Here is a 26,988-nt window from a genome sequence, read left to right on the forward strand (position 1 = left end):
ATTAGTGTATATTATCAGAGTATTGGTGAAGAATCAATTGTAATTCTAAAAAAAATTTAAAATGTATTTAAACCTAAAATACAATACAAAGAAAATGTTTTGTAAACAATGCTCTGCTGAAAATATGCCTAACTCAAAATTTTGTACAACATGTGGTAGTAAACTTCATACAATTAAAGAAAAACAATCAGTAACAATTCTTAATAAAATATCAGAAATTGATTTAAAAAAATTAAAAATTCAGTTAGCAAAAGGAGAAATCACTCCTGTAGAATTCCAAGAAAAGCTAAAATTGATAAAATCAGGAAAAATGAACGCAGTAATTACATCAAAAAAAGAAAAACAATCAGTAACAATTCTTAATAAAATATCAGAAATTGATTTAAAAAAATTAAAAATTCAGTTAGCAAAAGGAGAAATCACTCCTGTAGAATTCCAAGAAAAGCAGCAACAGTATTCATCAAAAATTAAAAAAAACAAAGTACATTTTGAAAGTTTGTTAAAAAAAGGAATGGAATTATTTAATCATGGTCAACACAAAGAGGCAACAAAGTATTTTGATAAAGCATTAAGCATAGAGCCTAAAAAAATCAATTTATTAATTTTGAAAGGAAAATCACTTTATTACTTAAATAAATTCAAATCATCAATATCCTATTTTGATGAAGTTTTAAAATTAGAACCAAATAACATTGAAGTTTTAGAGTATAAGGGACAAGTGTTAAGTAGAATTAAAAGATATGATGAAGCACTTTTAATTTTTGATGTAACTTTGGGCATTAATTCTAAAAATCCCTCTGTGTGGATAGAGAAGGGAGATACAATAATGAAAAAAGTATTACATCAAAAGACACCACAACATCCTAGATTAAGAACCGCCTTTCAATCAGGACAAAGTGCCAAATTCAAAGAAGCAATAACATGTTTTGATAAAGCATTAAAATTCAATTCAAATAACATAGATGCACTAAACAGAAAAGGAGATGCGTATTGCTTGTTAGAAACATTAGGAGAAAACAAAGGCTGGTCATTTAGAGATGGAATCAAATGTTATGACAAAGTACTAAAAATTGAACCAGAAAATAGAATTGCATTAAACAATAAAGGAGATGCATATCTGAATACAAAATATGGTGGATGGTATAAAACGGCAATAACATGTTTTGATAAGATTCTTAGAAAAAATCCAGATGATGTTATTGTATTATGTAATAAGGGAAGAGCCCTTAGTCTAAAAGGAAAAATCAAAGACTCTCTACCGTATTTTGATAAAGCATTATCAATTGAACCTAATAATTTAAGAGCACTAGAACTCAAAAAAATAGCACTTTCAAAGCATTGAAGAAAATTTAAGATGAATGATCATCTTTTGTATTCTAACTCATGATCTTCTTTGCGATTTGACAACCCAACATTACACAAAGTATTGAGTAATTACATTCTCGATTTATCTGGAAGATATTCAGGTGGAATTATGCCAGATGCAATATCGATTGCGTGATCTTTCATGATTTCAATATCCTCATGAGGAAATGTGGGTAAATTTTGTAAATGTGACCAAAGACAGGAATAGCTCACAGAAATATTCTTTCCAAAATTGTCAACCAGAAATTTCAAAATTACTAAGTGTGGTGCACTTTTGGTTCCTTTATAGGATATTTTTGCAAAGTCCCACGCAACTTGTTTGGCCCATGTTTGAACAATTGCGTCAATTTCCCTTCGTGTGTATCCTTTGTCTGCAGCAAAATCAACAAAAATGTTTGCACTAGCTTTCTTTGGTCCTAGTTTTTTTAGTATTTCTTTTCCAAGCAATTCTTTCGATTTGTCTACCCAAGCTTTTTGGGTATGTAGTGCTCCACCTTTCTCCATTATACAATAGCCAACATCCTCAAAAAATTTTCCAGTATTTGATATTACGAAATTATCCCATTTTTCTTTAAACAAATCTGCAATGGATTTTGGTGTTTCCACCATTCCTGTCCAAGGCATATGAACTGGTACTTTGTCTTTAATGTCTTCAGTTCTGAGGAGTTTTGGCCTTCCCCATTTCGTATCCATTATTCCTATTGCAATAAGCGGAAGATACAATGAACCAAGTTGTGTCCAATTGAGATTAGACTCAACGAAAGGATCATGAGATTCAGATGAAGTGTTTTCTGAAACTTCAACCACACTATTGCTAAATGATTGATTTGTGATATCTGTAATTCCTTCTAATGGCGGATAGTTTATTTCAATGTCGGGATTATGCCACCAATCAATTAGATTTTGTGATGCCTCTTCAAGATTTTCGGAATTTTCAGGCAATGTTCCGTGAATTTCAGGAAGATTTATTGAATCACTTTCTTGTGAAGGAATCCAATTGGGGGGTATCGGGTGATATGCTGTATTATCCGTAGTGGTGGATTCTATTTGAGAATGCTCATAGGAATTAGTTTTGTAAGAACTATTATTTGTTGAAAGATTCTCGTTTGAAACTTGTGATTTTGGTTCAACTATGCCCCCATCTGCATCTTCTGAGAGGTCTGCATCTTCTGAGAGGTCTGCATCTTCTGAGAGGTCTGCATCTTCTGAGAGGTCTGCATCTTCTGAGAGGTCTGCATCTTCTGAGAGGTCTGCATCTTCTGAGAGGTCTGCATCTTCTGAGAGGTCTGCATCTTCTGAGAGGTCTGCATCTTCTGAGAGGTCTGCATCTTCTGAGAGGTCTGCATCTTCTGAGAGGTCTGCATCTTCTGAGAGGTCTGCACTAGATGGGTCTTCCCCTCCAACGTAATCACTCGCAGGGCCATAGATAAAATCTCCCTGATCAGTAATATCCCCATACACATCATCTACCGGTACATCTCCAACAGGTCCACTTGGACCAATATCTGGAACATCACCAAAATCACTCATTAGTTTTCTCCATTTTTGCTAGAACATGATTTTTGTTTTCTATTACAAATGGATTATCAGGGTCATTCTCTAATGCTTGATCATAACATAATATTGCATCTTGATGTAAACCAAGATTAGTAAGTTCATTGCCTTTACAAATAAGAGCATCTGTTCTCTTTGGATTAATTTCTAACACTTTGTTATAACAGTCTAATGCATCTTGAAAATTACTTAATCTTGAAAGAATATTTCCTTTAATGTATAGAATATCAATATTGTCAGGTGAATAATTCAGTGCATCATCAATACAAGATAATGCCGATTTTTGACTGTCGATTCTACTTAACGCTTTTGCTTTATTACATAAGATGAATGGATTAGTTGAATCAATTTCCAATGCTTTGTTGAACCAATCTATTGCAGTTTTATCCTCACCAGAATTGGCAAGAGCCTTTGCTTTATTATGTAAGGCATGAACATTTTTAGAATTAATTTCCAATGCTTTATCATAACAAAGTATTGCATCTTTATAGACTCCTACAGAAGCAAGTACATCGCCTTTATGACTAAGTGCAATTTCATCATTAGGGGAAATTTTTAATGCATTGTTAAAATAGGAAGTCGCTTCCAAATATTTTCCAGCATATAAAAAAGAAATTCCTTTATTATTTAACCAAGAGACTTTGTTTTGTTTTTCTTCATCAAGTTGATCAGATGATGAGGAAGTATGTTTCCCAGAAGGAGGGACCAATAAAGAACCACAATGTTTACAAAACTTAGAAGGTGTAGATATTTTTGTACCACATTGGCCACAAAAAAAATTATTCATCCTTAATCCTCTAAAAACACATCCTTTCTAGACATGAATTGTATCACTGTTAATAAAAAATATAAATTTAATATTCAAATCTTACTCCATACCATACGAATTATAATTACAGGGGCTATAAAGTACATCCCAATATTCAAAAGAATCAAACTAATTCCATATCCCAATACTGATTCCTCCGAATCCATATCAACATAGTTTAGAATAGAAAGTGAACTGATCATTGGAGTTATTACAAGTTTTACTGCTTCTTTGAATAGGGGATTTTCACGTTCATAATCTGCAATCATTGGAGAAAATGAGTAGTAAAATTGATTAAATGATTCCATAAAATTTGTGCCCGATTCTGATCGCAATAATGAATTGTCTCGAAGTTCTCGTAATTGTTGTACTTGTGATGCTAGTTCTGAACCAAATGTGGCTGTTGCAATTAAACAACCACCTCCTTGATCATCATAATCTCTTACTTCATCTTCAGCAATAATTTTTATCAGAGATACTTTTGTGAATCCTAAAAAATCTCCTCCAGTAGGAATGAGAGTCACTCTTGCACCAGGTATTGGAATTGAAGAGTCACATTCCACATCACCCACAAATCTGCCATCAACAAATTGTAGAGAATCATAATGGCCTTCTCCTTCTTCAATACAGGGACCTGTAAGATGTGCTGTATCATCATTATATACAGAACCACTATATTTTACAGGATACGACTTTAGATAATGGTCTTCCAGTTCTACACTAGAAATAATTCCATTTTCTATTGTTAATTCACCAATGATGACATACTTTTCAACTTCACCCTTCATAATCGGTGTAACAAAACTGAGATCATAGATGCCATCATACTCATTTGTTACAAGTTTTTTTAGAGTTGGGTCCACAACACACATAGGAACATTATCAATTACTGTCAATTCTAATCCTTCATTACATCTAACATGTTCTGGGACTCTTCCTTTTTCTACTTGTATTTCAGGAGGTAAATATTGAGAATCATATCCATAAATTACACCACAGTATTGATGAACATCATCCCCTAGCGTAAAAGTGCCAATAAACTCTATTGCATTGTAACCTGCTGGAAAATCTAATGTAAAAATTCTACTAGAAGGAGTGGTTTGAATTGTCGAATCTGTTTCTTCTCCATTAACTAGTACTACTATCATCAAATCTAGAGATTCACAACCTTGATTTATTGAATACACCATTGTTCTTGGAATTTCTACCGTTATTTGACTAGCCGTATCAGATTCTACAGTCATAAAAACAGTAGGAGTAAATTCATCAATACATGACTCTAAGACTTTTCCGTGAGTGACGGTGTAATCTAATTCAATATCTTCTGAATCTGAACATATTGTTTCAAAGGCTTCAATTCCTGTAGTTATTCCAATTAATCCCATAACTGCAAAAAAGATTATGAATAAATTCAATTTGTATAATTTAACATCATCTTCTTTTAATCACGATAACTACAATAATAACAATTATTACTATAAATGCAAAACCAATACTGAATTAATACAGTGTAAATCAATTTACTGAATACCGCTTACGGAGCACATACGGTTGGTTCCAATATCTTTCATGCCCAACCCTAGTTAGAGTGTCAATGTGATCTGACAAATCATTCTCCGAGATTTGAAATCCGTGAAACAAAAATTTCAAATTCGATAGAAATCATTTATACCGTATGTTGAAGAGACGATTTAGGCACAAATCCTGACACTTCTAGTTTTGAACTTTCTTCTATTGACAATCTCAAATCTAAAAGAGTAAAGTTTTGATCATAATGTGTCAGGAACTACAGCAGATTATCCCCGACATAATATGAAACAATACCAACATACCCAATGAGAATCCAAGCCCATAGAGGTATTTCTTCCAAGACGTCTTTTATTGTATCAATCATAACTTACAATGATCTTTTCACTAGAATATAAAATTGCATTTACCATCCTAAATAACAAAAAGTACACAACTAAGTAACGTTCAATTCTATTTTTTAAAATATTGTAATAGATAATTAGCAAATACTAATTTCTATTATTCAGTCATGAAAACAATCAATGAGAAACTAATGAAATAATATTTTCAGTCATAAAATCTTCTCTTTATTATTTTAAATCAAGTGCATTTTGTATGATAATTGAATTTGTAGTAGTAAGAGAAACCTGTCACAAATGGGAGGGTTTAAAGTAATTGCCTAAGAGTGGGCACTTACCGGATATCTCAAAAAACTTTGGGTTTTTTAAGAATTTTGCAGTTAACTCTTTGAATCGCAAAGATTATTCAGGAGCTCGGTCAGCATTGTATTCTCTTAATGGTTGTCTAGGAGATGAATATCTGGTAACAATCAGTTCAAATAAATATAAACAATCTTTGAAAGACCAATCAACATATCAATGCAATCATTGTAGGATGTCAGTTTCGAAGACTTTCAATGAGGGTGAAGAAAACACATACACAAAAGAAATTCAGGTTCCAACAGAAATTCTAATATCAAAAGTTCATATTTTTGAGATAAATTTACCATTAGTATTAGCAATATTTTCAGAAAGTAAAACAACAAAAAATACTCAGAGATATTATTTTCAAACCTAAGAACATAGGCATTACACATGAATCTAGAATACTTAGTATTTTCTTACAAGTTAGTCCAGTCTAATTGTGAATTAAATCTAAGTTAGTTCATAACATTTACGCCTAGAAGGACGTTTTGAGGAATTTGAATTATTTTTAGGTACAAACGGTTCAAGGATTGGAATTTCTTTCTCGTTCTGTCTTATGCGTATGGCAATTCTTACAAAGTGCTTGACAGTTACTAGGATCAGTATTCCAAGAACGGCCATCTATGTGATCATAGTCAAAGTAAACTAATCTGCCATTAACTAGACCTATTCTCCTACCACAATCATTACACCTATTATCTTGTTTTCTCAAAGTTTGTGATTCAATTTCTCTACCAAATGAACGTCTAGATTGTTTTTCTGTATATTCTGGTTCTGATTTTGATTGAGAAGTTTTTGCAATTACTGCAATAATTATGATGAAAATGATTACACCTATCACAACATATCCAATTTGTTCATCTTGAAGAACAACATCACCTGTTTGTGAATCATATCTCATTCCTGTATTGGGATCAACAATTTGGTTACTTTGAGTATCTCTGCATGCAGGATTTCCTTGATTATCTAATCCATAATATGTTCCAGACGGACATTTCAAATCAGGATTCTGTGCTAATTGTTGTCGTCTCATTTCATCTTCTGATGTAAATTTATTTTGAGTAATTTCGGCTACTCGTTCACCATATCCCTCAGGTATAAAATCTGCACATCTAACCGGATCATGTTGCCAATTATCCTGACAGTATTCACTCATTATATCCCTAGAACCTGTCTGTGAAAAACTAGGAATGATTGTAATAGATAAAAGGAGAATAATTGACAGAATGGCAATAGATTTCATAAAACGATTTAACAGATTATGAACTTAAGCATTTTGAGATTATTTAGTTGTAAAATTCACCGTTTCTATACAATTTACCCTTAAATTCCTCTTTAATTTTTTCAATTCCACCATCAAAAAGAGATTCATCAAGGCCTATTGGTAGATGTATTCCATGTTTTTCTGCAAGGTGTTTAATCATCCATTTTTCAGTTTTTGTTTTATATCCACAACGTTTACACATATTCATTCTAAAACACCATGTCTTTTTTGAAGATGTTCACGTAATACTTCTACATGTAAAGAAGCCCTTGCACAATACGGACATTTGTAATATTTTATCAATTTGACACCTCGTTAAAGTCTGGTTGTTTACAAGGTAATAGAATTGTTCTTTGTTCTTTTAATCCGTATTTTACTGCAAGTTCTTCAAGATTGATATGTTTTGCATCAAAGTATTGTTCAATGTATCTTTCAGTTAAACCAAGTCTAACTCTTAGATCACCAAATACTTGATCTTCATTGATCACAGCCTGAATGTTATCTTTGTATTCAGTAAACACGAACTCATCATCGCCTTTTGATTCTAAGATAGGCTGTACTTTCTCAAAAGCTTCTGATGTGATGAAGGTTTCACGGCTTTCTTTAGTCTTTGTGTTTTCAGCATCTATTGTGATTCTTACCGGATTTTCGTTTGTATGAAAGTTCTTTTTTGTTAGAGATAACGCTTCACCTAATCGCATACCGGATGATATGAGGGTATAGTATAATGCACGTCTTTGCGGACTAGCATTATTACAAATTAGTTTTAAGACTTTGATGGGTATGGCTTTACGTGGTACTTTTCTCGGTTTTGGGAATTGAATGTAATCTTTTACATCATCTATTGATACCTTGACACCGTGACAGATTCTGAGATATGACTTTACAAAACCAAAGTAAGTTTTAATGGTTTTAGGGCTTTTTCTTTTTGATATTCCTTCATGGTCTTGATCAAGAAAATTCACAAACTTATCCAAAGATAGACAGATACTTCGAATATCAGATTCTTTAGATAATTTTTGGTACATCTCTATCATCTCGTTAATTGTTGTTCCTTGATGTTTGCAAAAAATATCAAAGATTTTTAGAGATACTCGGGCTGAATGTTCTGTTCTTTTTGATTCTGATTTTCTAAACATTCGACTGAAATAATCTTCATCTGTAAATAGTTCTAAACTCATACCTAATTTATCCATTGTATATTAATAAAACGAGGACTAATTTAGAATGAAAGTAAACTTAGTCCAGTCTAATTAGTTGTATCTAATTTTCATAGTCTTTATTATAATTAAAAAGAAAATCAATACATGAATGCATGGAATAAATTTTGGAATTGGTATGAAAATAAAATATTAGGAAGTGTTATTCTTATTGCAATAATTCAATTCATCCAAGTTCCCCATATGGTGTGGAACGCAGATATCATGTTAGAAGCAGGAATTGTATCAAGAGTACATCCAGTTATTGATTGGTTCTTGTATGGAGTTGATTTGATTGAAATAATTTCCATCATTAATGTTGGAATGATAATGTTTGCTTTAATTAAAAAACAAAGAAATAGTAAAAATCAAATTAGCGTTATTGAAAAATAGATTCTCTATTCCTTTGGTTGCCAGATTACCCGCTGAGGGAATGGAATCTCTATTCCAGCAGTATCCAGTGCTTTTTTAGCAACTTTAAGTAAATGGGGGCCTACTTGATCCCAATCATCTCTAGGATGCCATACAAGAATTTCTATATTGACACTGGAATCAGCTAATTCTTTAATTCTAAATTCTGGCTTGGGCAGTGTCAAAACAAAGGACATAGATTTACGGATTTGTTTTTCAATTACGGAAATAGCACCATCTAGGTCTTCCTTGTAGGCAATTCCAATTATTGCCTCAGATCTTCTTACTGGTGTTGACGAAAGGGAACGAATGTTGGATGTAAAAAAGGACTCATTAGGTATTCGAATAATAGTTCCATCAAATCTCCTTACACGAACTGAGAATGTATTAATGTCCAATAAAGTTCCAGAAATATCAGAGCCAGGAATGTCAATTTTGTCTCCTTGTTTAACAGGTTTTTCAATCATCAAGAAAATACCTGAAATTAAATTTGAAACAACTGACTGTGTTGCAAAACCAATCACAATTCCAAATATTCCACCTGCAATAAGTAAACCAGAAAAATCAACACCTGTAGTTGATGTAAAAACCAAAAATGACAGAATTATTATTCCAAAATAAATTAACTTGCCAAAGTTTTTTGCAGAATCTTGTGGAAGCTTTGGCGCATAATATTTTGTAAAAAGAAGCCTGAATGTTCTTGCAATAATTATTCCAACACCCATAATTATTCCGCCAATAAGTAGCGAAAGAAAAGTTAAACCACCAGTGATTTCTATTGTTTCCAAACTTTGAAGGAATTCAAATACCATTATTCAACACTCAGGTCCACTCGTTTTATACTTTCAACTCGTTCATATGTTGGGGATTTTGTCCAATCAGTTTCAATTGACTGACTAGTAACATCAAGAATTTCAAGAGTGAGTTTTTTCTTTAGTACAGCCTTCAATGAATCAAAAATTGCTTTTGAATTTTTATAATATACAGAATTATCAGTTATTGGGAAAACGATTTTGGAGACTGTCAATCCTTTATCTAAATCGTTTTTAATATCAATTTTTAAAACACCATTGGTAAATGGGATTGAATCATCATAAGATTCAACTATTTCTGATGGTGCATATTTACAAAGAGTTCCAGATTCGGGGGTCCCATATAGACAAAATCTTGAGTTTAATGGTTCACAATCAACCCAATCCAGAGAATCTTTGTGTCCATCATGGATTAGGAATATGCCTATTTCGATAGGACATCGAACAAAAACACTGGCAGCTGAACCTTCTGATAGAAAAATAGGTGTTTCAAAATCCAAATACATGTAGGAGGTTCTCCTAGCAGGATAATTTAATGGTCTAACTGGAGATAGTTCAATTGTAAGTTTCGATGAAGATACAGGAATTATTTTTTTAACAATGTTATCCTCAACATCTTTTCTAATGTAAGAAAATACATGATCCCCGATTTTTTCAATTTTGATAATGACGTTAGGGAGTGAAAATTCAGTGTTATCCTCAATAGTGTAAATACCATAATTAGAAAAAGAGGAATCAGAATCACTCATGATTATTTATTATTTAAAATCCATCATTTAATCTCTATCATTATAAAAAATAATAATTTAAGAGAATAACCAGTAGAAAAAGAATGAATCACTCAAATTCTAGAAGAATGTTTGTGCTACCAAAGTTCTCATTGATTCTAAAATAGTAGGTCTTTGAAGGATCATACTCAAATTCTGTACCACCATATCCAATATTTGGTCCAAAAATAATGTTAAATTCTCTAGAATCACCAGGGAATTTATTTCAGATTTTAGCAAACAAATAATTTGAAAAAATTAAAAAAAGTCAGACAACGTTTTCTGCCGCATTAATTTTAAAATATTTCCATGTGAAAGCCATTCTGATTTACTAATACTCATTTTATTTGATGCCAAGGCCAACGCACTATCAAAATTATCAGCAAACACTGGATTTTGTTTCATTGCTTCACGTATACCCTCACGAACTTGCCAGACACCAACGGGGATGGCATATTCAGGCCGTATTTCTCGCAATATTACAACTCCTGCCTGAATTTTATGTTTTACCAAAAATTCCAAAACACCTAATTTTGCTGCAAAATAGGCTCCAGCTATTGCAGGAGGATGATCAATTCCTCTTGCATCCTCATAATCAGAGCCAAATCCTAAAACACCATTAGAATACCAAGCCTCAATCATTTCATAGATCCATCTATGGGGAAACAAAATAACGGTGAAGACATTTCCTAAATGTTCATAGGAAAAAAGTCTACATGAATCAATAAGGTTATAATCTAAAATTTTGCCAACCAGTGATTTTGAAATAATATCGTCAGTTGCAGTAATACTCCATTTAGTTGGAACCAGTTTTCTTTTTTGACCGAGCATTCCAATACTGAAACATTTTTGAATTTTTGAAATTTCGATTCCAGAATCATACAAATTCAATACAGCATCCTGTGCTTTCAAATCTTTATCATAGAATATTTTTTCAATTGATTTTTCTGAAGTTGTTCCAGAAAATTTCGCAGTAGCAATAACCCCAATTGGACCAAATGGTGCACTTTCTCCATCAAGAGAAACATGAGAAGATGTTGATTTTTCAAATGTTAAATCAGAATCAATTGGTTTTGAAGACATTGCAATCTCTTGAAGGTTTTCAATGTATCTTCCTTCAGTTTGATCAATAGAAGTGGTTTGTATTCCACGAACTAAATTCAATCTAAAATTCACAATGTCCTCTAATGATTTTTCTTTCCATCTTTCAGGACTATCAAGCAGACTAGTATCACCATGAATTGGTGGAACCATTGGACCAACAAAGACTTTGGGATAATTATAAGACCCAACAAAGACAGATGGGGGACTAGTTCCACTTATCGAATCAGACGAAAAGAGATTACCATGTTTTGAAAGCGTCTCATGCCATTTAGATAAAATTGCGCGTCTAATATCTTGAGAATTAGAGGACACTGTAATTTATGCCAGAATTGAGCCTATTAACTTGCCTGATTAGGATATGGACTGATTGTAAGGCATCTATTCAGGATTCTCTTGTTCCCTTTCACGCCCACAGTGTGGACAAATCGTCTGATTTTGCCATAATTCTTTTCCACAGTTTCTACAAGATTCGAGTTTCATGGGATAACTATGACAGGATTGGATTTAAGAACTTGTAAATTATCGTATCATTATTGCCTAAAAGAATAGTCTCGTTTTTGCCTAGTGCGACAGAATTACTATATGAATTTGGAGTACAGGAGGATTTGTATGGAGTCACACATGAATGCAGATTTCCTCATGATGCAAAAACAAAGCCACGAATTATCAATTCAGTAATTAATTCAGAGAAATTAACAAGCAATGAAATTGATATAATGACCTGTCAATTACTAAATGACGGGAAAGATATTTTTACAATTGATGAAAAAAATCTAAAAAAAGCTAATCCCGATCTTATTATTTCTCAAAAAACATGTGAAGTTTGTGCAGCATATACAAATCAAGTAAACAAAGCACTACAAATTCTTCAAACAAAACCAATTCTTCATACAATGGATCCTCATAACATACAGGAGATTATTCAATCAGTTATAGAATTGGGAAAAATTCTACACAGAGAATCTAAAGCCAGAGAAATCACAGAGTCCCTTGAAAGAAGAGTTCAGAATATCAAAATGAAACATAATAATGAAAAAGCAAAAGTTGTGACAATTGAATGGATTGAGCCATTTTTTACTGCAGGGCACTGGATTCCTGAGATGATAGAGATTGCAGGAGGAATCAACATGATTAGTAAAACAGGAGAGCATTCAAGACGTATGGATTTTCAGGAAGTGGTTGAAGCAGACCCTGATATAATTATTGTAATGCCATGCGGTTTTGATAGAAAACGCACAATATCAGAATACAACAACATTCTAAAAGGAAATGAAAAATGGAATTCACTCAAAGCAGTAAAGAATAATCAAATTTTTGCAGTTGATGCAGATTCATTTTTCAGCAAACCAAGCATACGAACAATAGGCGGATTAGAGATCCTAGCAAAAATTATTCAACCAGATGAATTTGGCAATCTTCAAGTTTTAGAAGAATCCTTTTCACAAATTGCTTAGACGAAAATTTAGGCATGATTTGACAAAAATATATAAAAACATCTGGAATTACCACTAGGAAAAAAATACCCACCTTAAATAATTTAAAGCCACAAATTAGACATGATTGAAGAATTTAGAAATCAAAGAAAATCAGAACGATGAATTTTATCACAAATTACTGCACTGGTGAGATTAATGGGTAGAACATGTAGAGGAATATGCATAGAGCAGAGGCAGTTCCAAACAAAATTAGATAGCAATAGGACAGAAAAGATGTACATTTTGTGGAACATGTTTGTCAGTTGATGACACTAGATGTATTTGCTGCAAAAGCAGTTTTGAGAACAAAACCTAGAAGCAAGAAAAAAGACTAGTTGTTTTTTCCTGCGCTAACTAGAGATACAACATCTCTATCTCTTAGTTGATAATCAACAGGCAACCTTAGGTTGTATCGCAAATCTTTGCCATATAGAAGTCCCTTAGTCAAATCAGTATGGATTTCTTTGGCAAGATCACTTATTGTCGCACCGTCTTTTAGCAATATCAAATCGGGTAGAATTCGTCCCTTTTTATCAGTCAGATTTGTCTCATTGGCCACTGGATAAATTGAGTTCATTTTGAGCAGTTTGAATACTGCAACATTAATTGCAAATTGAACTCCAGTTCTCATGTATTCGCCCATTATACCTTTTTTGATGAAATTGAGTGCATTGATTTGTTTCTCATTTAGATCTTCAGATTTAATTATTTCAAATTGCTCAGATCCTGGAGAATATTTTATCAATCCTTTCTGTTCTGCACGTCTTAAACTGAATTCACTGTCTCCACTAACTGGAATAACTATAGAGTCATTATAGCGCTCTCTCAGTCTTACAAAATTTTTGTCTGCTCCTTCGACATCAACTTTGTTTGCTACAATCAAGGTAGGTTTAGAAATTTTTCTCAGATGAGATGCAAATTTCTTGCTATCAACCATATCAAAATTATCAAAGTCTTTTTCCTCCAATCCTGTTGCCAAAAATGTTTCTTTAACATGATTCTTGTTTACCCCAATTCCTCGATACAAATCAGTTATGGCATCAGAAATATCAGTTCCCGTTCTGATTAGTTTTGATACCTTCTCCCTATTACCTTCCAAAATTTTATGGTACCACATGATTAATTCCTCTTCAATATCTGCAAAATCAGATATTGGATCACCAGTTCCAACTTCGGTAATTTTTCCAGTAGAATCAACTCCACCAGATGCATCTACAACATGAAGTAAAGCATCAGATTGAGCAGCAATTGATAAAAATTGGTTTCCCAGTCCTTTGCCTTTCCAAGCATCTTTGATTAGTCCTGGCAAGTCTATCAATTCTATTGGAATGTATCGCCACCCATCAAGACATTTCGAATTGTTTGGGTTATCTTGAATTTTAAATTCTGGATGAACACATAATGTAATGGCATGTGCAATTCCAGACACAGGTGCTTTGGTAGTAAATGGATAAGATGAAATTTCTTCAGAGGATAATGTTGCAGAATTAAAGAAGGTGGTTTTTCCAGTATTGGTTTTGCCAATTAAACCAAGTTTGATAGTCATGATGTAATTCTGAGAAGAGAATATTTATCTCTGCCTAGGAATTGGGAGATTGTTGATTTTTAATTTTTTCAAGTGTTTGTTCAAGTTCTTTTAATGCCCAGTCAATATCAGACAAATCATCTTCAGATAGAGTACTTTTCCACTTATCTAACACACTATTTGCAATTTCAGAAGAATTGTAAAGAATATTCCAATATGGGTGATGCTCAGCTGTAGCATATGCAAGTTCAGTTACATCATTGAGACCGTTTTTTGCTCTTGTCAGAGAGTTGATTTTCTCACCAAAGATTTTGATAATATTATTTTCAAGATCTTGTTCAATCTTTAAAGGAATGTTTTGATTTTCATATTTTTTTGCCAAATCAAGTAAATCATTATAAAAATTTTCAAAGGCCATTATTTCATCAATCTCTGATGTTCTGCAAGCATACATCTATTGAAGACAACATCAATTCCTTCTTTTCGAGCTAGTTCTTCTGCTTTAGAATTATGGATTCCTTCTTGTAGCCATATTACTTTGGGTTTTTTCTTGATTGCATCTTGTATTATAGATAAAACTTGATCTGATGGTCGGAAAATATCTACAATGTCAACTTCGTCAATTTCTGAAACAGAATCATAGCATTTTTTACCCAATATTTCATCAGCGGTAGGATTTATAGGAATAACGTCATATCCATTCTCAGAAAGGTATTTTGGCACATAGTGTGCTGCTTTAGATGAATTTTTAGACATTCCAATAACTGCAACTTTTCTCATTGAAAGAAAATCACGGATTTGTTCGTCAGTGTGCTCATCTTGTTCCATAAAAATAGGACACAGTTGAAGAATATAATTTTTGAAATTTTACTTAAAGCAAAGAATTTTTTAGCCATGAAAAAATGAAAATAGTAATGGAAGAAGAGCCAAAAGACACCATAGTTTTGGGTGCAATAAAACACGGAATTAAGAAATTTGAAAAAATCCAAAAAACTACCCAGATTGAAGCTGAAGAATTGAATAAAATTTTAGAGCAATTAGAAAATAGAGGGTTAATCGAGGTTATAGAGAGAAAAGGTTGGCTAGGAAAAAAAATAGAGATGGATATTACCGAAAAAGGTTCTAAAGAAGTTGATGAACGCGTTCACGAATTACAAACAAGATGGAATGAAATGTCTCAAATTTACAAAACAGGGAATAAGGAAAAAATGAAACAATGCATGGAGGAGAATAAGTCATTTTTACCAACAATGATGTTCTTTGGAATGATGGATATGATGATGTTTTCAATGATGTTTAGTATGATGGGCATGGCAATGTCAGATTATGTTCCAGCAGAAAGTATGCCAGATGGCGGAGATACAGGAATGGATGATGGAAGTATGGACGGCGGTGTGGATGATGGTGGATTCGATATCGACATTGGATTCTAGTTCATATTTTATACTCGGGATTAAAACAGAACTTAATTGATTTACAATTCATTTGACAGTCCAGGATTAGTAAAGGTACTAACATTTTTGCAGACACACAACACCGAATATTTGTCAGGTCAAGATTTGAGTGATGTCCTAAGAATTAGCAGAGTTGCAATATGGAAGCACATAAAAAAAATTCAAGAGTTAGGATACACTGTTGAATCAAAACAAAAATTAGGATACAAGCTTACATCAAATTCTGATGCTCTTTTACCTTGGGAGATTACATCGGGGTTAAAAACAAAAAAGATTGGGAAGAAGGCATATTATTTTGATTCATTAGATTCCACTCAGAGCCAAGCGGTAAAAATGTCAGAAGATCCTATAAATGATGGGACCATAATTATTGCAGCAAAGCAGACAGAGGGAAAGGGGAGATTGGGAAGAAAATGGATCTCGCCTAAAGGAGGTATTTGGTTTTCAATAATTTTACAACCAAAATTTGATATTTCAATTACAACTCTATTTCCAATTGCATCATCACTTGCATTATCTTATGCCATAGAAAAAACATTCAAAATTACACCGGAATTAAAATGGCCAAATGATTTGACAATAAAGGGCAAAAAAGTTGCAGGAATGTTAGTTGACGTATCCTTAGAATCAAACAAGATCGAAAGTTTAGTTTTAGGAGTTGGAATTAATTTTGATGTGGATGTAAAACAGATTGAAAAAACGCTCAAAGGGACACCCAATTTTTATGGAGTGGTTTCACTAAGTGAACAGAAAAAGAAAGTGAAACCAAGAATACTAGTTCAGACATTTTTAGCAGAATTAGAAAAAATTTATGAATTACTAAATACAAAGCAAACAAAAGATATCATTTCAGAGTGGACAAAAAGATCATCGACAATTGGAAAGAAAGTAGAACTCAATACAATAGAGGGTAAAATTAAAGGAGACGCAATCAAAATTGATGATGACGGAGCATTAATTGTATCAGAGAAAAACAAAACAAGCAAAGTAATTGCAGGCGATATCATTTATCTATCAAAATAGGATTATTTTTTAGTCTTTTTTGATTTTGAGGGTTTCTTTTTTTTGGCAGCGATCATAGAGGATTGTGTTTTGAGAATCTCTTTTAGATCTTTTTGTATCTCAAAAACAGATGAAAGCATCTCCTCTAAAGCCTCAGAATACTGCTCATAAGCAGAAACTAATTCAGTTTTCTTTTCATTTTCTTTTGATAGGAATTCGTTTGAACGCAGCAAATTTGCAGAAGTAATCATTTCGGGGAGTTCAGAGGGAGGCTCACTCAATTGATTCAAATCATATTTGATTTTTTGTATCTTTTTTCGTAGATCATATATTATTTCTCCCGTTCCAACTTTTGTCAATACAAAAGACGTATCTATGAATAAATTAAAGATTTTCTAACAATAACAAAGTCCAATTATGTAAAATAACAGGGCATACGTGATATAAAATAGAAATAAATTATATCTAAAATGACAAATATGAAAAAAGATACAATGTCAATCCTTAATTTTCTAGTCATAGTTTTGTTTATTTCATCAATTGTCACAGTGACTGCTTTTGCACAAACAGAAAAAGAAGCAGAAACAAGGTTTAATCAAGCAACAGATCTATTTGTTAACGGAAATTATAAGCAGGCAATAGCAATTTATGACGATATTTTAGAGATTGCACCAAATAACATTTCAACACTAAAGATGAAAGGAATAGCACAGAGTAACCTCGAGGATCATACAAATTCATTAAAACAGTTTTTCAAAGTTTTGCAACAGTCTCCAAAAGATGCACTTGCATTGACTGGGATGGGAGTAGGATTTGGAAATTTAGGAGAATATCAAGAAGCCATATCATATATCAAAAGAGCACATAATGAAAAACCAAATAGCACAGTAGTTAATAATTATAAAGAATTTATCGAAAAGGTTATTTCAAAATATCCATACACACCAACAGAAAAACCAAAGGGGTTAGAAAAAGAGTTCATCACATCAATTCCTGAATGGGTAAAACCAATAGCAAAATGGTGGTCTGAAGGAAGTATTGAGGATGCAGAATTTGTTTCAGCATTACTATACCTTATTGATAATAAAATTATTCAAATCCCACCTGTAGAAACACAGAATGTCTCAAATGAAATTCCAAAATGGATTAAAAATAATGCAGGATGGTGGGCAGAGGGTGAAATAGATGATGATGCATTTGTTTCAGGAATTCAATACATGATTGAACAAGGTATAGTCACAGTAAATCTTCAAGACATAAATAAAAAATCACAAGATGAGTTAGACCATGAATTTTACTTGTTTGAGAAATATCTAAGAAACATATCAAACAATATTGCCAAGGAAAAAAGATACATTGAATTTCCAAATCCCAGTCAAGATGTAATAAAGAAATTCCTTAGAGACTATGTTAAATGGAATTTTGAGGCAGAAGCAGCTAAAGCATCCAGTAGTTTCCCAGATCCTACATACGAGATAGTTGATGAAACATACATTATTTTATACAAAGTATTCATCAATGAACAGCCAACAGGACTTCCATTAGATCATGTCAACACATTACAGAACTCATTAGCATTTTGGGAGAATCAAGAATTGAATACAAATGATCAAAAAGCCAAAATAAAATTCGAAATAACAAATCAAAAATATAAAGCAAATGTATGGGTAACATGGGTAGTTCGAGATATTGGTGAAGGAGTTTTAGGCCATGCTCATCTTGGAAAGGGAGTAGTAGAAGTGACATTGGGAGATTATAATTGTGATGGAAGTTTTCAATTGTATGATGTAAAAAGTGTGGAGACAATCATGACACATGAATTAGGGCATTCAATAGGTTTGAAACACGTAGAGGATCAAAAGAACATAATGTATCCATCTTACACGCCATCATATGCATATTGTCTATTAAGTTAAATTCAAAATACACATTCATGTTCTAAATAATGAGAATAAATATTAGCTTAACCTACACACAATTAACCTGCAGAAATTAGGTAAAATGGATAATAAGGTAATTAGATAATTAATTCTCATTATGCTTAAAAATACAATGATTTCAGGGCCAAAATGCCCATCTTGTGGAAATCCAAAAATAGTTACAGATCAAGACACTGGAGAATTGTTTTGTGGTAAATGTGGATTTGTAGTCACAGACAAGATTGCAGATACAGGTGCTGAGTGGCGTTCTTTTTCAAATGATGAGACAAATAGAACCAGAGTAGGAGCTGGAACATCGTTGACAATGCATGATATGGGACTATCAACAGTGATTGGAGCTGCTAACAAAGACTCTACAGGAAAACCACTATCTGCAAGTGTAAAGAGTTCCATTGAAAGATTAAGAACTTGGGACAGTAGAACACAAGCACATTCATCTGCAGACAGAAATCTAAGACAAGCTCTAAATGAAATGGACAAGTTAAAAGATAAACTTGCATTAACGGATGCAGTAGTAGAGAAAGCAGCTTATATTTACAGAAAAGCTATGGAGCGAAAATTAGTCAGAGGTAGATCAATTCAAGGACTGGTTGCAGCATGTCTTTATGCATCATGTAGAAATACAGAAACCCCCAGAACACTAGATGACATTGCAAAAGGAATCAACATTAGAAGAAAAGATGTTGCAAGATGTTATAGATTAATTTTCAGAGAACTGGAATTAAAAATGCCAGTAGTTGATCCTATCAAAGGAGTTTCAAGAATTGCAAGTATTGCAGAGTTAGGTGAGAAGAGTAAACGAAAGGCAATTGAGATTTTAAACCAGGCTAAAACAATGGGCATTGTAGCAGGAAAAGATCCAATGGGCATCGCAGCTGCTGCATTATATTTAGCTTGTATTAGTACAGGAGAAATGAAATCTCAGAAAGATATCTCTGTGGCATCAGGAGTGACAGAAGTCACCATAAGAAATAGATGTGCAGGATTAAGAAAAATGCTTAATGATTGAAATGTTAGAAAACAAATGGTCTGATTGGCTAGACAACACTGAAGAAGTACTTTCTGAAATACCTGAAAAACCTGGTGTGTATATGATGCATGCAGCCATGAAAATATTATTTATTGGCGGTTCTCAAAACATGAAAAAATCCATAACTGAAGCGCTAGAAAAAAAATGTGTTTCAAAAGCAACTAGAATTAGATTTAGAGAAGAAGTGAATTTTGATGAAATAAAAAATGAATTAATTGTAGATTACAAAAAAAGACATGAAGGCAATATCCCTCAATGCATGAATTAATTCTGAGATCTTTTAAACTCTAATCTATCCCATGGAAAAACAACATATGCAGAATTGTCTGTTTTTTTCGCATAGATTAGTTGTTTAGGATATTTTTTCCCACGTCTTGCAAATAATGTAACAAATACAAGTTTTGACGGATCATCAACCTTTGAAACAGTTTTGTTAAAAGTATCACCAGTGTCAAAAATATCATCAATAAATAAAGAATCTGACGATATCTTGTTTTTGTCAACTAGAATTTTTCCAATTCCAAGATGATCTGCAAGTAAACGTGAAGGGACCAATCCACCCCTACTAAGAGTAGTTATGCTTGAAAAAGTTCGCGGTAATTTTGAAATAGTTTTTGAGAGTATTTTCACCAATGAGTCTATTTCATTCCAATCAACATCTTGGTTTAATGTCATAATTGCGATTTCAGAATACTGAATTAAGTAGTTATGCTCAGAATATTTTTGTTGGAGATTTTTTCAAAGGTTCAATGATTTTAAGAACTTTAAATGGCAGTTTTCCAAAATCTATTTCTTTTTCACAGGACAAAAGTAACACATCATCATTATTTAGTGGAAAACTCATTACAATCACCTTATCTCTGTAAGACATTGAAAAATGAACTTCACCAAATTCATGATCAAATTCCCTTCTCATTCTAACACGTAGTGCTAGTTCCATGAACATCATTTCATCTTGTTTTTGGGCTTCAAGTGAAAAGACACCTTTCTTCATGCCCCCAGCAGCTAGATGTCCTCTGCTATTGATGAATCTGGCTGAACGCATCTTAGGATCCAGTTTTATGATTTTTTGACAGATTTTTTCAAGCTCTTCGGCATTATCCACTAGTCTAAAGTTACAAGCGATCTATTTATTGCGAGCTGTGATAATGGATATCTGTGCAGCCAGAACAAACTAAAGACAAAGCAGAGCCAACTAAAGAAATATCAGATCAATTCAAGCATCTGTCACTATTTTGGACAGATATTATGCATTTGATGGCAAGTAAGCCTCAAGCACTCACATCAATTGGCCCAATGCGTGCATTTGCTGCAAACTCTAAGAAAATTTCAACTGAATTAATCGAAATTAATGAGGATTTGATGGAATTCAACAAGTATCTAACTCAGTACTACAAGCAGCTCTCAGAAGCCTGGGGAATTGCTCAAAAAAAAGTAAATCTGAAAGCTCCAGAAATCCCTCAGGATGTAGAACAAATAGAGGCTTTCAAACGAATTTGGATTGACATTTTTGATAATGACTTTACAGAATTATTTGATTCGGATAAATTTGGTGAGAATTATGGAAAACTTGTATCAAAAGAACTTGAATTAACTAAACACTGGAATAATATAACTAATGTAATTTTACAATCAGTGAATCTTCCAAGTAAAGAAGAGATAGATGAAGTATACAAAGAGATTCATTCATTAAAAAAAAGAGTGGGGAAACTAGAATTAGAATTAAAGAAAAAGGAGATTGTAAAAAATGCAAAGTGAGTCAAGAGTAGATCCAAAAATCATTGAAGAGATTTTAAAATTTAGCAAAAATGTAATTAATGCGCCAAAATTAGTCGCAGCGCCTGATGAGATCGTTTTGGAAGTAACTCCTCATGATACGGTACAAATGATGGACAAAACAAGATTAATACATTATAGATCACTTACTGAGAAACAACACAAAACACCATTACTCATTTCATATGCATTGATTAACAGATACCACATACTTGATATTCAACCAGAAAAAAGCTGGGTTAGAAATCTACTTCAACAAGGATTTGATATCTACATGTTAGATTGGGGAACACCTACCAGTATGGACAAGTATCTGGATTTTGACGATTATGTTAATGGATATTTAGATTCGTATGTAGAATATATCAAAAATGAATCATCTAATGAGAAAATTTCATTGCAAGGGTATTGTACTGGAGCAACTATTGCTACAGCTTACACATCTTTGCATCCAGAAAGTGTAAAAAATTACATCGCAACTGCTCCTGTAATTGATGGATGGCGTGATACAACTGTAATTAGTAATCTTGCAAAGCACATGGATGTAGAGAAAATGGTCGAAATCATAGGAAACATGCCTCCTGAATTCATGTATTATTGTTTTTCAGTTCTTAAACCATTTGAACAGGGAATTGAAAAATATGTTAAATTTTTCAAAAATATAGATAACAAGAAATTCGTAGACAATTTCCTTAGAGTTGAAAAATGGTTAGGAGACACACCTCCAATCCCAGGAGAATTATTCAAACAGTGGATTAAAGACATCTATCAAGACAATTTACTGATTCAAAACAAGATGTACATAGAGGGGCAAAGAATTGATTTGAAAAAAATAGACATGCCAGTATTTACGCAAGTTGCAGTAGGAGATCACCTTGTATCACCTGAGTGTAGTATGCCTCTACATTATGCCATTGGAAGCGAAGACAAAACATTGAGAATGTATCCAACAGGACATGTAGGAATGATTGCTAGCTCATTATCACAAAAGAAGGTGTTACCTGAGCTGGGACAATGGTTAGCTGAAAGATCATAAAAAAAGAAAAAGAATAAAAAAATTCTTTCTAGTTATTCTTTGTAGTGAAGACAGAAATCCAAGATTGTAGAATGTTTCTGTTTAGGTCAGCAAATGACTTTGCATTATCGTTGAATGTTTTGATGTTTTGTTGTGTTGCATCAATAGTTGCAAGTGCTACTTGATTTTGTATTGAAGCTGCCTTTACAAATTCTTCTGTCGTATCATGAATTACTTTTAGTGTTGCTTCAGGAATATTTGCTGCTATACCTGCTTTCTTTGCATATTCCTTTTGTAGTGTGATAGTTGAATCTACTACGTTTTCATATGCTTGTAGGTATTCTTGTTGTACATTAGTAATTGATTGATGATACTGAGGTACTGATTGTTTGATACCATTGAAGATTTTGTCTACATTTTCCTGATATGTAGAAAATAGATCTTTTGAATTTCCGGTTGTTTCGTTTTTACTCATTGTTTCACCTCCTTATTTTTTGATTTTTTTGCAATTGGTAGGATGATAACTTGAACCAAGTCACCGTCACTCAAACCAAGTGCATTACGTTCAGCTTCAGGGATTGAGATTCGTCCATTGCTGCTAATGGTAGTTTTGTATGCACCCCAATTCATGAAGGAGGGAAGCATTTGTCCGATGTTAAACATTGTATCCATGCTTTTACTTTGCATTGATGCTACGTTCTCCATAATGCTAGATTGAGCTTTTCGAGTACTTTCAGAAACTCCTTTGAGTGTTTCTAAAGGATTGAATGTTTGGCCAGGTTGATTTGTCATCAATGCACCAAAATTTTTCATAAATTCTGCTTGAGCACGTCCACTTTTTTGGATCCAAGATTTGAACATTTCACTAGGATCATATAGGTTTTGATTACCATTCATTGGTAATCATAGGAAATAGTTGTATTTAAATGATCTAGGGATCGGTTAGAAATTCTAAAACCTTACTTGAAAAAGTATGCGGATCTTGCACATATGGGGTGTGGCCACAATGTTCCATTTTAAAAAGTTGGCAGCCCTGAATTTTGGAGATAAAAATCTCAGAATTTTCAATTGGGATTACTGGATCATCAACCCCCCAAATTACCAAAGTCGGAGTAATTATAGATTCAAGTTTTGATGAAACGAGTTTTGAATTTTTTAAACCTAAGATAGTGGACATAAAGGCTAGTTTTGCATTAGGTAATTTCATTCGCTCTACAAAACCACTAACAATCTCTTCAGGAACCTCTTCTCCAGAACCCTCCATTAGTTCAAATGCCTTTTTTGCATTTAGTTCATTAGGATACAAAGCAGCCATAATGTATGCATCTAGTGCAGGAGTAGAATGCTCCATCACCCCAGCTGGAGATGTAAGAATTAGTTTCTCGACATCCTGAGGATGAGATATTGTGAATTCTGCAGATACTTGACCCCCTAATGAAGAACCAACTACACTGGCGCGTTCAGTTTTGGTTGCAGTGAAAAATTTTTTTAAAAAATCTGAAAAGAAATCAGGAGTGTAATCTACTAATGGTTTGTCACTATATCCAAAGCCAATAAGATCAGGAACCAATACATGATAGTTTTCTGCGAAAATAGGGATGACTGGATTCCATCTTTCAGCTGATGCACCCAAACCATGAACTAGCACAAGTGTTTTTTTAGAATTACCAGATTCTAGATATCGGATTTTGTTTTCATCGATTTGAAGAAATTTTTCTTCCACTGTTTTTGCTCAATTATATCACTAGATAAGTTTAATGAAAATAGCGATCAGGCCAATTTACTAGTTTTAAATTTTTAAACTAATGATGTGGATTAGCTTTTTTAAGTTCAAGAATATGAGGTTTGTGTGATACAGAAGAAAATTTCAAAAATTTTAGTTCCACTAGATGGATCAAAAAACTCCATTAGAGGCCTTGAGATGGCCATTACTTTATCTAGACAGTGTGGGGCAATTATTACCGGCGTGTATTCCATTTACGCACCACCACATTCAGAATTCAGAGGGGTAGGTTCAGTTGAAAAAGCATTGAATGAGCAAGTAGAAAAAATCATGGAAGAAGCCAAGATCCTAGCAGCAAAACACGGAATTGTATTTAAAGAAAAATTGATGAGAGGTGAAATCGGATACAATATTATCAAGATGGCCCATGGGAAAGAAAAATTCGACATGATAGTAATGGGATCGCGAGGAAGAAGTTCAGCTAAGGAGATATTCTTTGGCAGTACATCAAACTATGTAATACACGCATCCAAGATTCCTGTAGTTATTGTAAAGTAATTTTAAGAGAATCCGTGTTTCTTGAAATATTTTTGATGGTACTCTTCGGCTTTGTAAAATGTTGGAGCTGGAACTATTTCAGTCACTATAGAATTTTCAAATCTACCTGATTTCTCAAGATCTTGTTTAGATTTTTCTGCAATAGCTTTTTGTTCTTCATTATGAATAAAAATTGCAGAACGGTATTGATGACCAACATCAGGTCCTTGACGATTCAAAGTTGTAGGATTATGGTTATTCCAAAACACATCAAGGAGTTCTTCATAAGATATCTCTTCAGGATCATATTCTACTTCTACAGCTTCTGCGTGACCTGTTTTATCAGCACATACTTCTTCATACGTAGGATTTGGTAGTTGGCCACCAATATATCCTACTTGGGTTGATTTTACACCTTTAGTTTTATTTAGTAAATCTTCAACATGCCAAAAACATCCTGCACCAAAGGTTGCTTTCATAAAATGGATTGTTCAATATAGAATTAAAACCATTCTAAATTATTCAATCAAAATGATGTCTTTTTGAATAAGGAATTTTAGAGAATTAACAAATTCTTGTTGAGAAATTAAATCATTAGACCACCAATGTGAAGTATTTCTAAACCAAGAAGGGACATCGTCAATAGCAGAATGAACATAGTCAACATTTGGAATTACAATGATCTTGTTTTGTAGCATAAAATCTAATCCTGAAATAAATTCAGAATCAGATATTTCACCAGTAGCCCAATTTTTTGCATATGTTTTTATCCAATCAGGAATGTCAGTAGAAAATCCCAATATGTCATAAATGGTTTTTCCTGGAAATTGTGAATCAAACCAAGATTGGTATTGAGGTTCGGTGTTATATCTGTCGATATAATATTGTGGAGATTTATCAAATGAAGGAAAATTTTCAATGTGAGTAGCGCCATATCCTACAACATCATCAATTTGATACAATGGAAATTGTGAATCAAACCAAGATTGGTATTGAGGTTCGGTGTTATATCTGTCGATATAATATTGTGGAGATTTATCAAATGAAGGAAACCCCAAAATTCTCATTTTAGGGTTTTCTGTAAAAGAAATATCAGATTCATCATCAGCAGGTAATGGTGTGGGTTTTTTTTCAGGTACAACAGGTAATGGTGTGGGTTTTTTTTCAGGTACAACAGGTAATGCAGGATTTGATTGTGAATTGCTGGATAATTTTTCATAATCAATTGATTTTTCAAGATTTCCGGCATAAGAAAGTTTGATAATATATTTTCCATTTTCGTTCCAAGTAGGTCCACCTGCATGAAGAATTTTAGTAAAAGTACCATCATTTTTTGGAATCACGCTGTCAACATGTGCCAAGCCACTTCCACTTGGAGTTATAATTTGAATAATTATTGATGGGATTGCAGAATCATAATTAACATTGCCAGTAATTTTGATGGAGTCCCCCAGATGATACAGGGATTTATCAGTTGTGAAATTATTGACGGTTCCAAAAGAAGGATTCAGGCCAAATGGAATAAGAAGTAACACTGAAAACAGTAAAAAATAACATTTCATATTTAAATGCTAATTTGATCAGACATAATTAAACAATTCTACAAATAGTTCTGCCAGATTTAGGTAACATCGGTGAATATTTCAACAACTTTTTTTGCCAGAGTTTCAATGTTAGCAGTAGGTTCTGCAGATATCAACAAGAGGATTTGTGTTATAGGGAATGGAAAGCTTACTAAAACTGCCTTATCTCGTCTTGCTGCAAGATAATTAATTGGTCCTAAACTCTCATCATATTCTTTTCGAATAGAGGCTTTAGAGACAAACTCTAAAAATGACTGCAATCTAGTCTCATCTCCTTCATGAGGCACAAGTCCTTCCTTAAATCCACCAGCAATTAATTGGCCATTGTTATCAACAATGCCTGCAAATCGGATCTCGGCTTCACGAAGTAACTCTTTGCATTTTTCACCGTATAGTTTCAATGCAGTGTCAGGATTTGACATGATAATATC

34 protein-coding genes and 1 pseudogene are annotated in these 26,988 nt (G+C 33.1%); 12 read left to right on the plus strand and 23 right to left on the minus strand.

The window, feature by feature from the left end; translation table 11 throughout:
* Positions 1 to 94: 94 nt before the first annotated feature.
* A complete protein-coding gene (locus tag C5F50_RS07865) occupies positions 95 to 1,342 on the plus strand; it encodes a tetratricopeptide repeat protein (RefSeq protein WP_179370824.1) in 1,248 nt (415 codons plus the stop codon).
* 92 nt (positions 1,343 to 1,434) lie between these two features.
* Here the strand turns inward: C5F50_RS07865 and C5F50_RS07870 are convergent, their stop codons facing one another.
* The 4 genes and pseudogenes from C5F50_RS07870 to C5F50_RS13070 all read right to left on the minus strand — a co-directional run bounded on the left by C5F50_RS07870 (position 1,435) and on the right by C5F50_RS13070 (position 5,142).
* The gene (locus tag C5F50_RS07870; RefSeq protein WP_179370825.1) at positions 1,435 to 2,895 is read right to left on the minus strand and encodes a hypothetical protein; all 1,461 of its coding nucleotides are present in this window, start codon (positions 2,893 to 2,895) and stop codon (positions 1,435 to 1,437) included.
* Positions 2,888 to 3,628 carry a tetratricopeptide repeat protein gene (locus tag C5F50_RS07875; RefSeq protein WP_179370826.1) on the minus strand — a complete coding sequence of 247 codons (741 nt, stop codon included), beginning with the start codon at positions 3,626 to 3,628 and terminating at the stop codon, positions 2,888 to 2,890. The genes C5F50_RS07870 and C5F50_RS07875 overlap by 8 nt, the downstream gene beginning before the upstream one ends.
* Before the next feature lie 6 nt (positions 3,629 to 3,634).
* Positions 3,635 to 3,706 (minus strand): annotated as a pseudogene (locus tag C5F50_RS13425) (zinc-ribbon domain-containing protein); the annotation flags it as partial.
* Between the two features lie 74 nt (positions 3,707 to 3,780).
* Positions 3,781 to 5,142: a CFI-box-CTERM domain-containing protein gene (locus C5F50_RS13070; RefSeq protein WP_246282005.1), complete on the minus strand. Its 1,362-nt coding sequence runs from the start codon at positions 5,140 to 5,142 to the stop codon at positions 3,781 to 3,783.
* Between the two features lie 841 nt (positions 5,143 to 5,983).
* On the opposite strand from C5F50_RS13070, the gene C5F50_RS07885 reads away from it, so the two are divergent.
* Positions 5,984 to 6,313, plus strand: a complete 330-nt coding sequence (locus C5F50_RS07885; protein WP_179370827.1) for a hypothetical protein — start codon at positions 5,984 to 5,986, stop codon at positions 6,311 to 6,313.
* 150 nt (positions 6,314 to 6,463) lie between these two features.
* On the opposite strand, the gene C5F50_RS07890 is transcribed toward C5F50_RS07885, so the two are convergent.
* The 3 genes from C5F50_RS07890 to C5F50_RS07900 form a co-directional block, all read right to left on the minus strand.
* The gene (locus C5F50_RS07890) at positions 6,464 to 7,183 is read right to left on the minus strand and encodes an HNH endonuclease signature motif containing protein (protein WP_179370828.1); all 720 of its coding nucleotides are present in this window, start codon (positions 7,181 to 7,183) and stop codon (positions 6,464 to 6,466) included.
* Between the two features lie 43 nt (positions 7,184 to 7,226).
* Positions 7,227 to 7,412 carry a hypothetical protein gene (locus tag C5F50_RS07895; protein WP_179370829.1) on the minus strand — a complete coding sequence of 62 codons (186 nt, stop codon included), beginning with the start codon at positions 7,410 to 7,412 and terminating at the stop codon, positions 7,227 to 7,229.
* A gap of 91 nt (positions 7,413 to 7,503) precedes the next feature.
* On the minus strand, positions 7,504 to 8,385 hold the full coding sequence (locus C5F50_RS07900; RefSeq protein ID WP_179370830.1) for a tyrosine-type recombinase/integrase: 882 nt from the start codon (positions 8,383 to 8,385) through the stop codon (positions 7,504 to 7,506).
* Positions 8,386 to 8,511: 126 nt separating this feature from the next.
* Here C5F50_RS07900 and C5F50_RS07905 point away from each other — a divergent pair, with 126 nt between their 5' ends.
* Positions 8,512 to 8,796, plus strand: a complete 285-nt coding sequence (locus tag C5F50_RS07905; protein WP_179370831.1) for a hypothetical protein — start codon at positions 8,512 to 8,514, stop codon at positions 8,794 to 8,796.
* A 5-nt stretch (positions 8,797 to 8,801) separates the two neighbouring features.
* On the opposite strand, the gene C5F50_RS07910 is transcribed toward C5F50_RS07905, so the two are convergent.
* The 4 genes from C5F50_RS07910 to C5F50_RS07925 form a co-directional block, all read right to left on the minus strand.
* Positions 8,802 to 9,626 (minus strand): mechanosensitive ion channel family protein, encoded by an 825-nt coding sequence (locus tag C5F50_RS07910; protein ID WP_179370832.1) that lies wholly within the window; start codon positions 9,624 to 9,626, stop codon positions 8,802 to 8,804.
* The gene (locus C5F50_RS07915) at positions 9,626 to 10,375 is read right to left on the minus strand and encodes a DUF432 domain-containing protein (RefSeq protein WP_179370833.1); all 750 of its coding nucleotides are present in this window, start codon (positions 10,373 to 10,375) and stop codon (positions 9,626 to 9,628) included. The genes C5F50_RS07910 and C5F50_RS07915 overlap by 1 nt, the downstream gene beginning before the upstream one ends.
* A 276-nt stretch (positions 10,376 to 10,651) precedes the next feature.
* The gene (locus tag C5F50_RS07920) at positions 10,652 to 11,809 is read right to left on the minus strand and encodes an Nre family DNA repair protein (RefSeq protein WP_179370834.1); all 1,158 of its coding nucleotides are present in this window, start codon (positions 11,807 to 11,809) and stop codon (positions 10,652 to 10,654) included.
* 66 nt (positions 11,810 to 11,875) lie between these two features.
* The gene (locus C5F50_RS07925) at positions 11,876 to 11,977 is read right to left on the minus strand and encodes a zinc-ribbon domain-containing protein (RefSeq protein WP_179370835.1); all 102 of its coding nucleotides are present in this window, start codon (positions 11,975 to 11,977) and stop codon (positions 11,876 to 11,878) included.
* A gap of 53 nt (positions 11,978 to 12,030) precedes the next feature.
* Between C5F50_RS07925 and C5F50_RS07930 the strand changes: the two genes are divergently transcribed.
* On the plus strand, positions 12,031 to 12,951 hold the full coding sequence (locus C5F50_RS07930) for a cobalamin-binding protein (RefSeq protein WP_246282006.1): 921 nt from the start codon (positions 12,031 to 12,033) through the stop codon (positions 12,949 to 12,951).
* 352 nt (positions 12,952 to 13,303) lie between these two features.
* Here the strand turns inward: C5F50_RS07930 and C5F50_RS07935 are convergent, their stop codons facing one another.
* From C5F50_RS07935 to C5F50_RS07945, 3 genes are read right to left on the minus strand one after another with little or no spacing between them, the layout of a single operon-like run.
* Complete coding sequence (locus C5F50_RS07935) at positions 13,304 to 14,518, minus strand: redox-regulated ATPase YchF (protein ID WP_179370836.1); 1,215 nt, start codon at positions 14,516 to 14,518, stop codon at positions 13,304 to 13,306.
* Positions 14,519 to 14,552: 34 nt separating this feature from the next.
* Positions 14,553 to 14,918 carry a hypothetical protein gene (locus tag C5F50_RS07940; RefSeq protein ID WP_179372965.1) on the minus strand — a complete coding sequence of 122 codons (366 nt, stop codon included), beginning with the start codon at positions 14,916 to 14,918 and terminating at the stop codon, positions 14,553 to 14,555.
* On the minus strand, positions 14,915 to 15,325 hold the full coding sequence (locus C5F50_RS07945) for a CoA-binding protein (protein WP_179370837.1): 411 nt from the start codon (positions 15,323 to 15,325) through the stop codon (positions 14,915 to 14,917). The genes C5F50_RS07940 and C5F50_RS07945 overlap by 4 nt, the downstream gene beginning before the upstream one ends.
* Positions 15,326 to 15,411: 86 nt before the next feature.
* Between C5F50_RS07945 and C5F50_RS07950 the strand changes: the two genes are divergently transcribed.
* Together C5F50_RS07950 and C5F50_RS07955 are read left to right on the plus strand one after the other, a co-directional pair.
* Positions 15,412 to 15,930, plus strand: a complete 519-nt coding sequence (locus tag C5F50_RS07950; protein WP_179372966.1) for a hypothetical protein — start codon at positions 15,412 to 15,414, stop codon at positions 15,928 to 15,930.
* A 36-nt stretch (positions 15,931 to 15,966) separates the two neighbouring features.
* Entirely contained in the window at positions 15,967 to 16,974 is a 1,008-nt protein-coding gene (locus tag C5F50_RS07955; RefSeq protein WP_179370838.1) for a biotin--[acetyl-CoA-carboxylase] ligase, read from the plus strand.
* A gap of 2 nt (positions 16,975 to 16,976) precedes the next feature.
* Here the strand turns inward: C5F50_RS07955 and C5F50_RS07960 are convergent, their stop codons facing one another.
* A complete protein-coding gene (locus C5F50_RS07960; protein WP_179370839.1) occupies positions 16,977 to 17,312 on the minus strand; it encodes a hypothetical protein in 336 nt (111 codons plus the stop codon).
* Between the two features lie 120 nt (positions 17,313 to 17,432).
* Here C5F50_RS07960 and C5F50_RS07965 point away from each other — a divergent pair, with 120 nt between their 5' ends.
* The 3 genes from C5F50_RS07965 (at position 17,433) to C5F50_RS07975 (ending at position 20,191) form a co-directional block, all read left to right on the plus strand.
* Positions 17,433 to 18,869 carry a M57 family metalloprotease gene (locus tag C5F50_RS07965; protein WP_179370840.1) on the plus strand — a complete coding sequence of 479 codons (1,437 nt, stop codon included), beginning with the start codon at positions 17,433 to 17,435 and terminating at the stop codon, positions 18,867 to 18,869.
* A 121-nt stretch (positions 18,870 to 18,990) separates the two neighbouring features.
* The gene (locus C5F50_RS07970; RefSeq protein ID WP_179370841.1) at positions 18,991 to 19,902 is read left to right on the plus strand and encodes a transcription initiation factor IIB; all 912 of its coding nucleotides are present in this window, start codon (positions 18,991 to 18,993) and stop codon (positions 19,900 to 19,902) included.
* Positions 19,895 to 20,191 (plus strand): GIY-YIG nuclease family protein, encoded by a 297-nt coding sequence (locus C5F50_RS07975; protein ID WP_246282007.1) that lies wholly within the window; start codon positions 19,895 to 19,897, stop codon positions 20,189 to 20,191. The genes C5F50_RS07970 and C5F50_RS07975 overlap by 8 nt, the downstream gene beginning before the upstream one ends.
* Here the strand turns inward: C5F50_RS07975 and C5F50_RS07980 are convergent.
* The gene (locus tag C5F50_RS07980) at positions 20,188 to 20,598 is read right to left on the minus strand and encodes a phosphoribosyltransferase (RefSeq protein ID WP_179370842.1); all 411 of its coding nucleotides are present in this window, start codon (positions 20,596 to 20,598) and stop codon (positions 20,188 to 20,190) included. The two genes, C5F50_RS07975 and C5F50_RS07980, sit on opposite strands and share 4 nt — an antisense overlap.
* Positions 20,599 to 20,635: 37 nt before the next feature.
* Complete coding sequence (locus tag C5F50_RS07985) at positions 20,636 to 21,028, minus strand: DUF6659 family protein (RefSeq protein ID WP_179370843.1); 393 nt, start codon at positions 21,026 to 21,028, stop codon at positions 20,636 to 20,638.
* A gap of 152 nt (positions 21,029 to 21,180) precedes the next feature.
* On the opposite strand from C5F50_RS07985, the gene C5F50_RS07990 reads away from it, so the two are divergent.
* Both C5F50_RS07990 and phaC read left to right on the plus strand, forming a co-directional pair.
* On the plus strand, positions 21,181 to 21,681 hold the full coding sequence (locus tag C5F50_RS07990; RefSeq protein ID WP_179372968.1) for a poly(R)-hydroxyalkanoic acid synthase subunit PhaE: 501 nt from the start codon (positions 21,181 to 21,183) through the stop codon (positions 21,679 to 21,681).
* Positions 21,671 to 22,735, plus strand: coding sequence for a class III poly(R)-hydroxyalkanoic acid synthase subunit PhaC (phaC, locus tag C5F50_RS07995; protein ID WP_179370844.1), 1,065 nt, complete (start codon positions 21,671 to 21,673; stop codon positions 22,733 to 22,735). Before C5F50_RS07990 ends, phaC begins: the two co-directional genes overlap by 11 nt.
* A 28-nt stretch (positions 22,736 to 22,763) precedes the next feature.
* Here phaC and C5F50_RS08000 read toward each other — a convergent pair whose 3' ends face one another.
* The 3 genes from C5F50_RS08000 to C5F50_RS08010 are packed head-to-tail and all read right to left on the minus strand — an operon-like array spanning position 22,764 to position 24,437.
* Entirely contained in the window at positions 22,764 to 23,189 is a 426-nt protein-coding gene (locus C5F50_RS08000; protein ID WP_179370845.1) for a hypothetical protein, read from the minus strand.
* On the minus strand, positions 23,186 to 23,611 hold the full coding sequence (locus C5F50_RS08005; protein ID WP_179370846.1) for an AbrB/MazE/SpoVT family DNA-binding domain-containing protein: 426 nt from the start codon (positions 23,609 to 23,611) through the stop codon (positions 23,186 to 23,188). Before C5F50_RS08005 ends, C5F50_RS08000 begins: the two co-directional genes overlap by 4 nt.
* 34 nt (positions 23,612 to 23,645) lie before the next feature.
* Positions 23,646 to 24,437, minus strand: coding sequence for an alpha/beta fold hydrolase (locus tag C5F50_RS08010; RefSeq protein WP_179370847.1), 792 nt, complete (start codon positions 24,435 to 24,437; stop codon positions 23,646 to 23,648).
* Between the two features lie 126 nt (positions 24,438 to 24,563).
* Here C5F50_RS08010 and C5F50_RS08015 point away from each other — a divergent pair, with 126 nt between their 5' ends.
* On the plus strand, positions 24,564 to 24,995 hold the full coding sequence (locus C5F50_RS08015) for a universal stress protein (RefSeq protein ID WP_179370848.1): 432 nt from the start codon (positions 24,564 to 24,566) through the stop codon (positions 24,993 to 24,995).
* 2 nt (positions 24,996 to 24,997) lie between these two features.
* On the opposite strand, the gene msrA is transcribed toward C5F50_RS08015, so the two are convergent.
* The 3 genes from msrA to C5F50_RS08030 all read right to left on the minus strand — a co-directional run bounded on the left by msrA (position 24,998) and on the right by C5F50_RS08030 (position 26,979).
* Positions 24,998 to 25,453 (minus strand): peptide-methionine (S)-S-oxide reductase MsrA, encoded by a 456-nt coding sequence (gene msrA, locus C5F50_RS08020; RefSeq protein WP_179370849.1) that lies wholly within the window; start codon positions 25,451 to 25,453, stop codon positions 24,998 to 25,000.
* Positions 25,454 to 25,492: 39 nt separating this feature from the next.
* Positions 25,493 to 26,509: a hypothetical protein gene (locus tag C5F50_RS08025; RefSeq protein ID WP_246282008.1), complete on the minus strand. Its 1,017-nt coding sequence runs from the start codon at positions 26,507 to 26,509 to the stop codon at positions 25,493 to 25,495.
* A gap of 86 nt (positions 26,510 to 26,595) precedes the next feature.
* On the minus strand, positions 26,596 to 26,979 hold the full coding sequence (locus C5F50_RS08030; protein ID WP_179370851.1) for a DUF6659 family protein: 384 nt from the start codon (positions 26,977 to 26,979) through the stop codon (positions 26,596 to 26,598).
* Between the last annotated feature and the right edge of the window lie 9 nt (positions 26,980 to 26,988).

The sequence above is a fragment of the Nitrosopumilus ureiphilus genome (assembly GCF_013407185.1).
Taxonomy (GTDB): domain Archaea; phylum Thermoproteota; class Nitrososphaeria; order Nitrososphaerales; family Nitrosopumilaceae; genus Nitrosopumilus; species Nitrosopumilus ureiphilus.

Coding starts and splice junctions, on each gene's coding strand:
- C5F50_RS07865 (WP_179370824.1), top strand. CDS start 95: ATGTTTTGTAAACAATGCTCTGCTGAAAATATGCCTAACTCAAAATTT.
- C5F50_RS07870 (WP_179370825.1), bottom strand. CDS start 2,895: ATGAGTGATTTTGGTGATGTTCCAGATATTGGTCCAAGTGGACCTGTT.
- C5F50_RS07890 (WP_179370828.1), bottom strand. CDS start 7,183: ATGAAATCTATTGCCATTCTGTCAATTATTCTCCTTTTATCTATTACA.
- C5F50_RS07895 (WP_179370829.1), bottom strand. CDS start 7,412: ATGAATATGTGTAAACGTTGTGGATATAAAACAAAAACTGAAAAATGG.
- C5F50_RS07900 (WP_179370830.1), bottom strand. CDS start 8,385: ATGAGTTTAGAACTATTTACAGATGAAGATTATTTCAGTCGAATGTTT.
- C5F50_RS07905 (WP_179370831.1), top strand. CDS start 8,512: ATGAATGCATGGAATAAATTTTGGAATTGGTATGAAAATAAAATATTA.
- C5F50_RS07910 (WP_179370832.1), bottom strand. CDS start 9,626: ATGGTATTTGAATTCCTTCAAAGTTTGGAAACAATAGAAATCACTGGT.
- C5F50_RS07915 (WP_179370833.1), bottom strand. CDS start 10,375: ATGAGTGATTCTGATTCCTCTTTTTCTAATTATGGTATTTACACTATT.
- C5F50_RS07925 (WP_179370835.1), bottom strand. CDS start 11,977: ATGAAACTCGAATCTTGTAGAAACTGTGGAAAAGAATTATGGCAAAAT.
- C5F50_RS07935 (WP_179370836.1), bottom strand. CDS start 14,518: ATGACTATCAAACTTGGTTTAATTGGCAAAACCAATACTGGAAAAACC.
- C5F50_RS07945 (WP_179370837.1), bottom strand. CDS start 15,325: ATGGAACAAGATGAGCACACTGACGAACAAATCCGTGATTTTCTTTCA.
- C5F50_RS07950 (WP_179372966.1), top strand. CDS start 15,412: ATGGAAGAAGAGCCAAAAGACACCATAGTTTTGGGTGCAATAAAACAC.
- C5F50_RS07965 (WP_179370840.1), top strand. CDS start 17,433: ATGAAAAAAGATACAATGTCAATCCTTAATTTTCTAGTCATAGTTTTG.
- C5F50_RS07970 (WP_179370841.1), top strand. CDS start 18,991: ATGCTTAAAAATACAATGATTTCAGGGCCAAAATGCCCATCTTGTGGA.
- C5F50_RS07975 (WP_246282007.1), top strand. CDS start 19,895: ATGATTGAAATGTTAGAAAACAAATGGTCTGATTGGCTAGACAACACT.
- C5F50_RS07980 (WP_179370842.1), bottom strand. CDS start 20,598: ATGACATTAAACCAAGATGTTGATTGGAATGAAATAGACTCATTGGTG.
- C5F50_RS07990 (WP_179372968.1), top strand. CDS start 21,181: ATGGCAAGTAAGCCTCAAGCACTCACATCAATTGGCCCAATGCGTGCA.
- phaC (WP_179370844.1), top strand. CDS start 21,671: ATGCAAAGTGAGTCAAGAGTAGATCCAAAAATCATTGAAGAGATTTTA.
- C5F50_RS08000 (WP_179370845.1), bottom strand. CDS start 23,189: ATGAGTAAAAACGAAACAACCGGAAATTCAAAAGATCTATTTTCTACA.
- C5F50_RS08005 (WP_179370846.1), bottom strand. CDS start 23,611: ATGAATGGTAATCAAAACCTATATGATCCTAGTGAAATGTTCAAATCT.
- msrA (WP_179370849.1), bottom strand. CDS start 25,453: ATGAAAGCAACCTTTGGTGCAGGATGTTTTTGGCATGTTGAAGATTTA.
- C5F50_RS08030 (WP_179370851.1), bottom strand. CDS start 26,979: ATGTCAAATCCTGACACTGCATTGAAACTATACGGTGAAAAATGCAAA.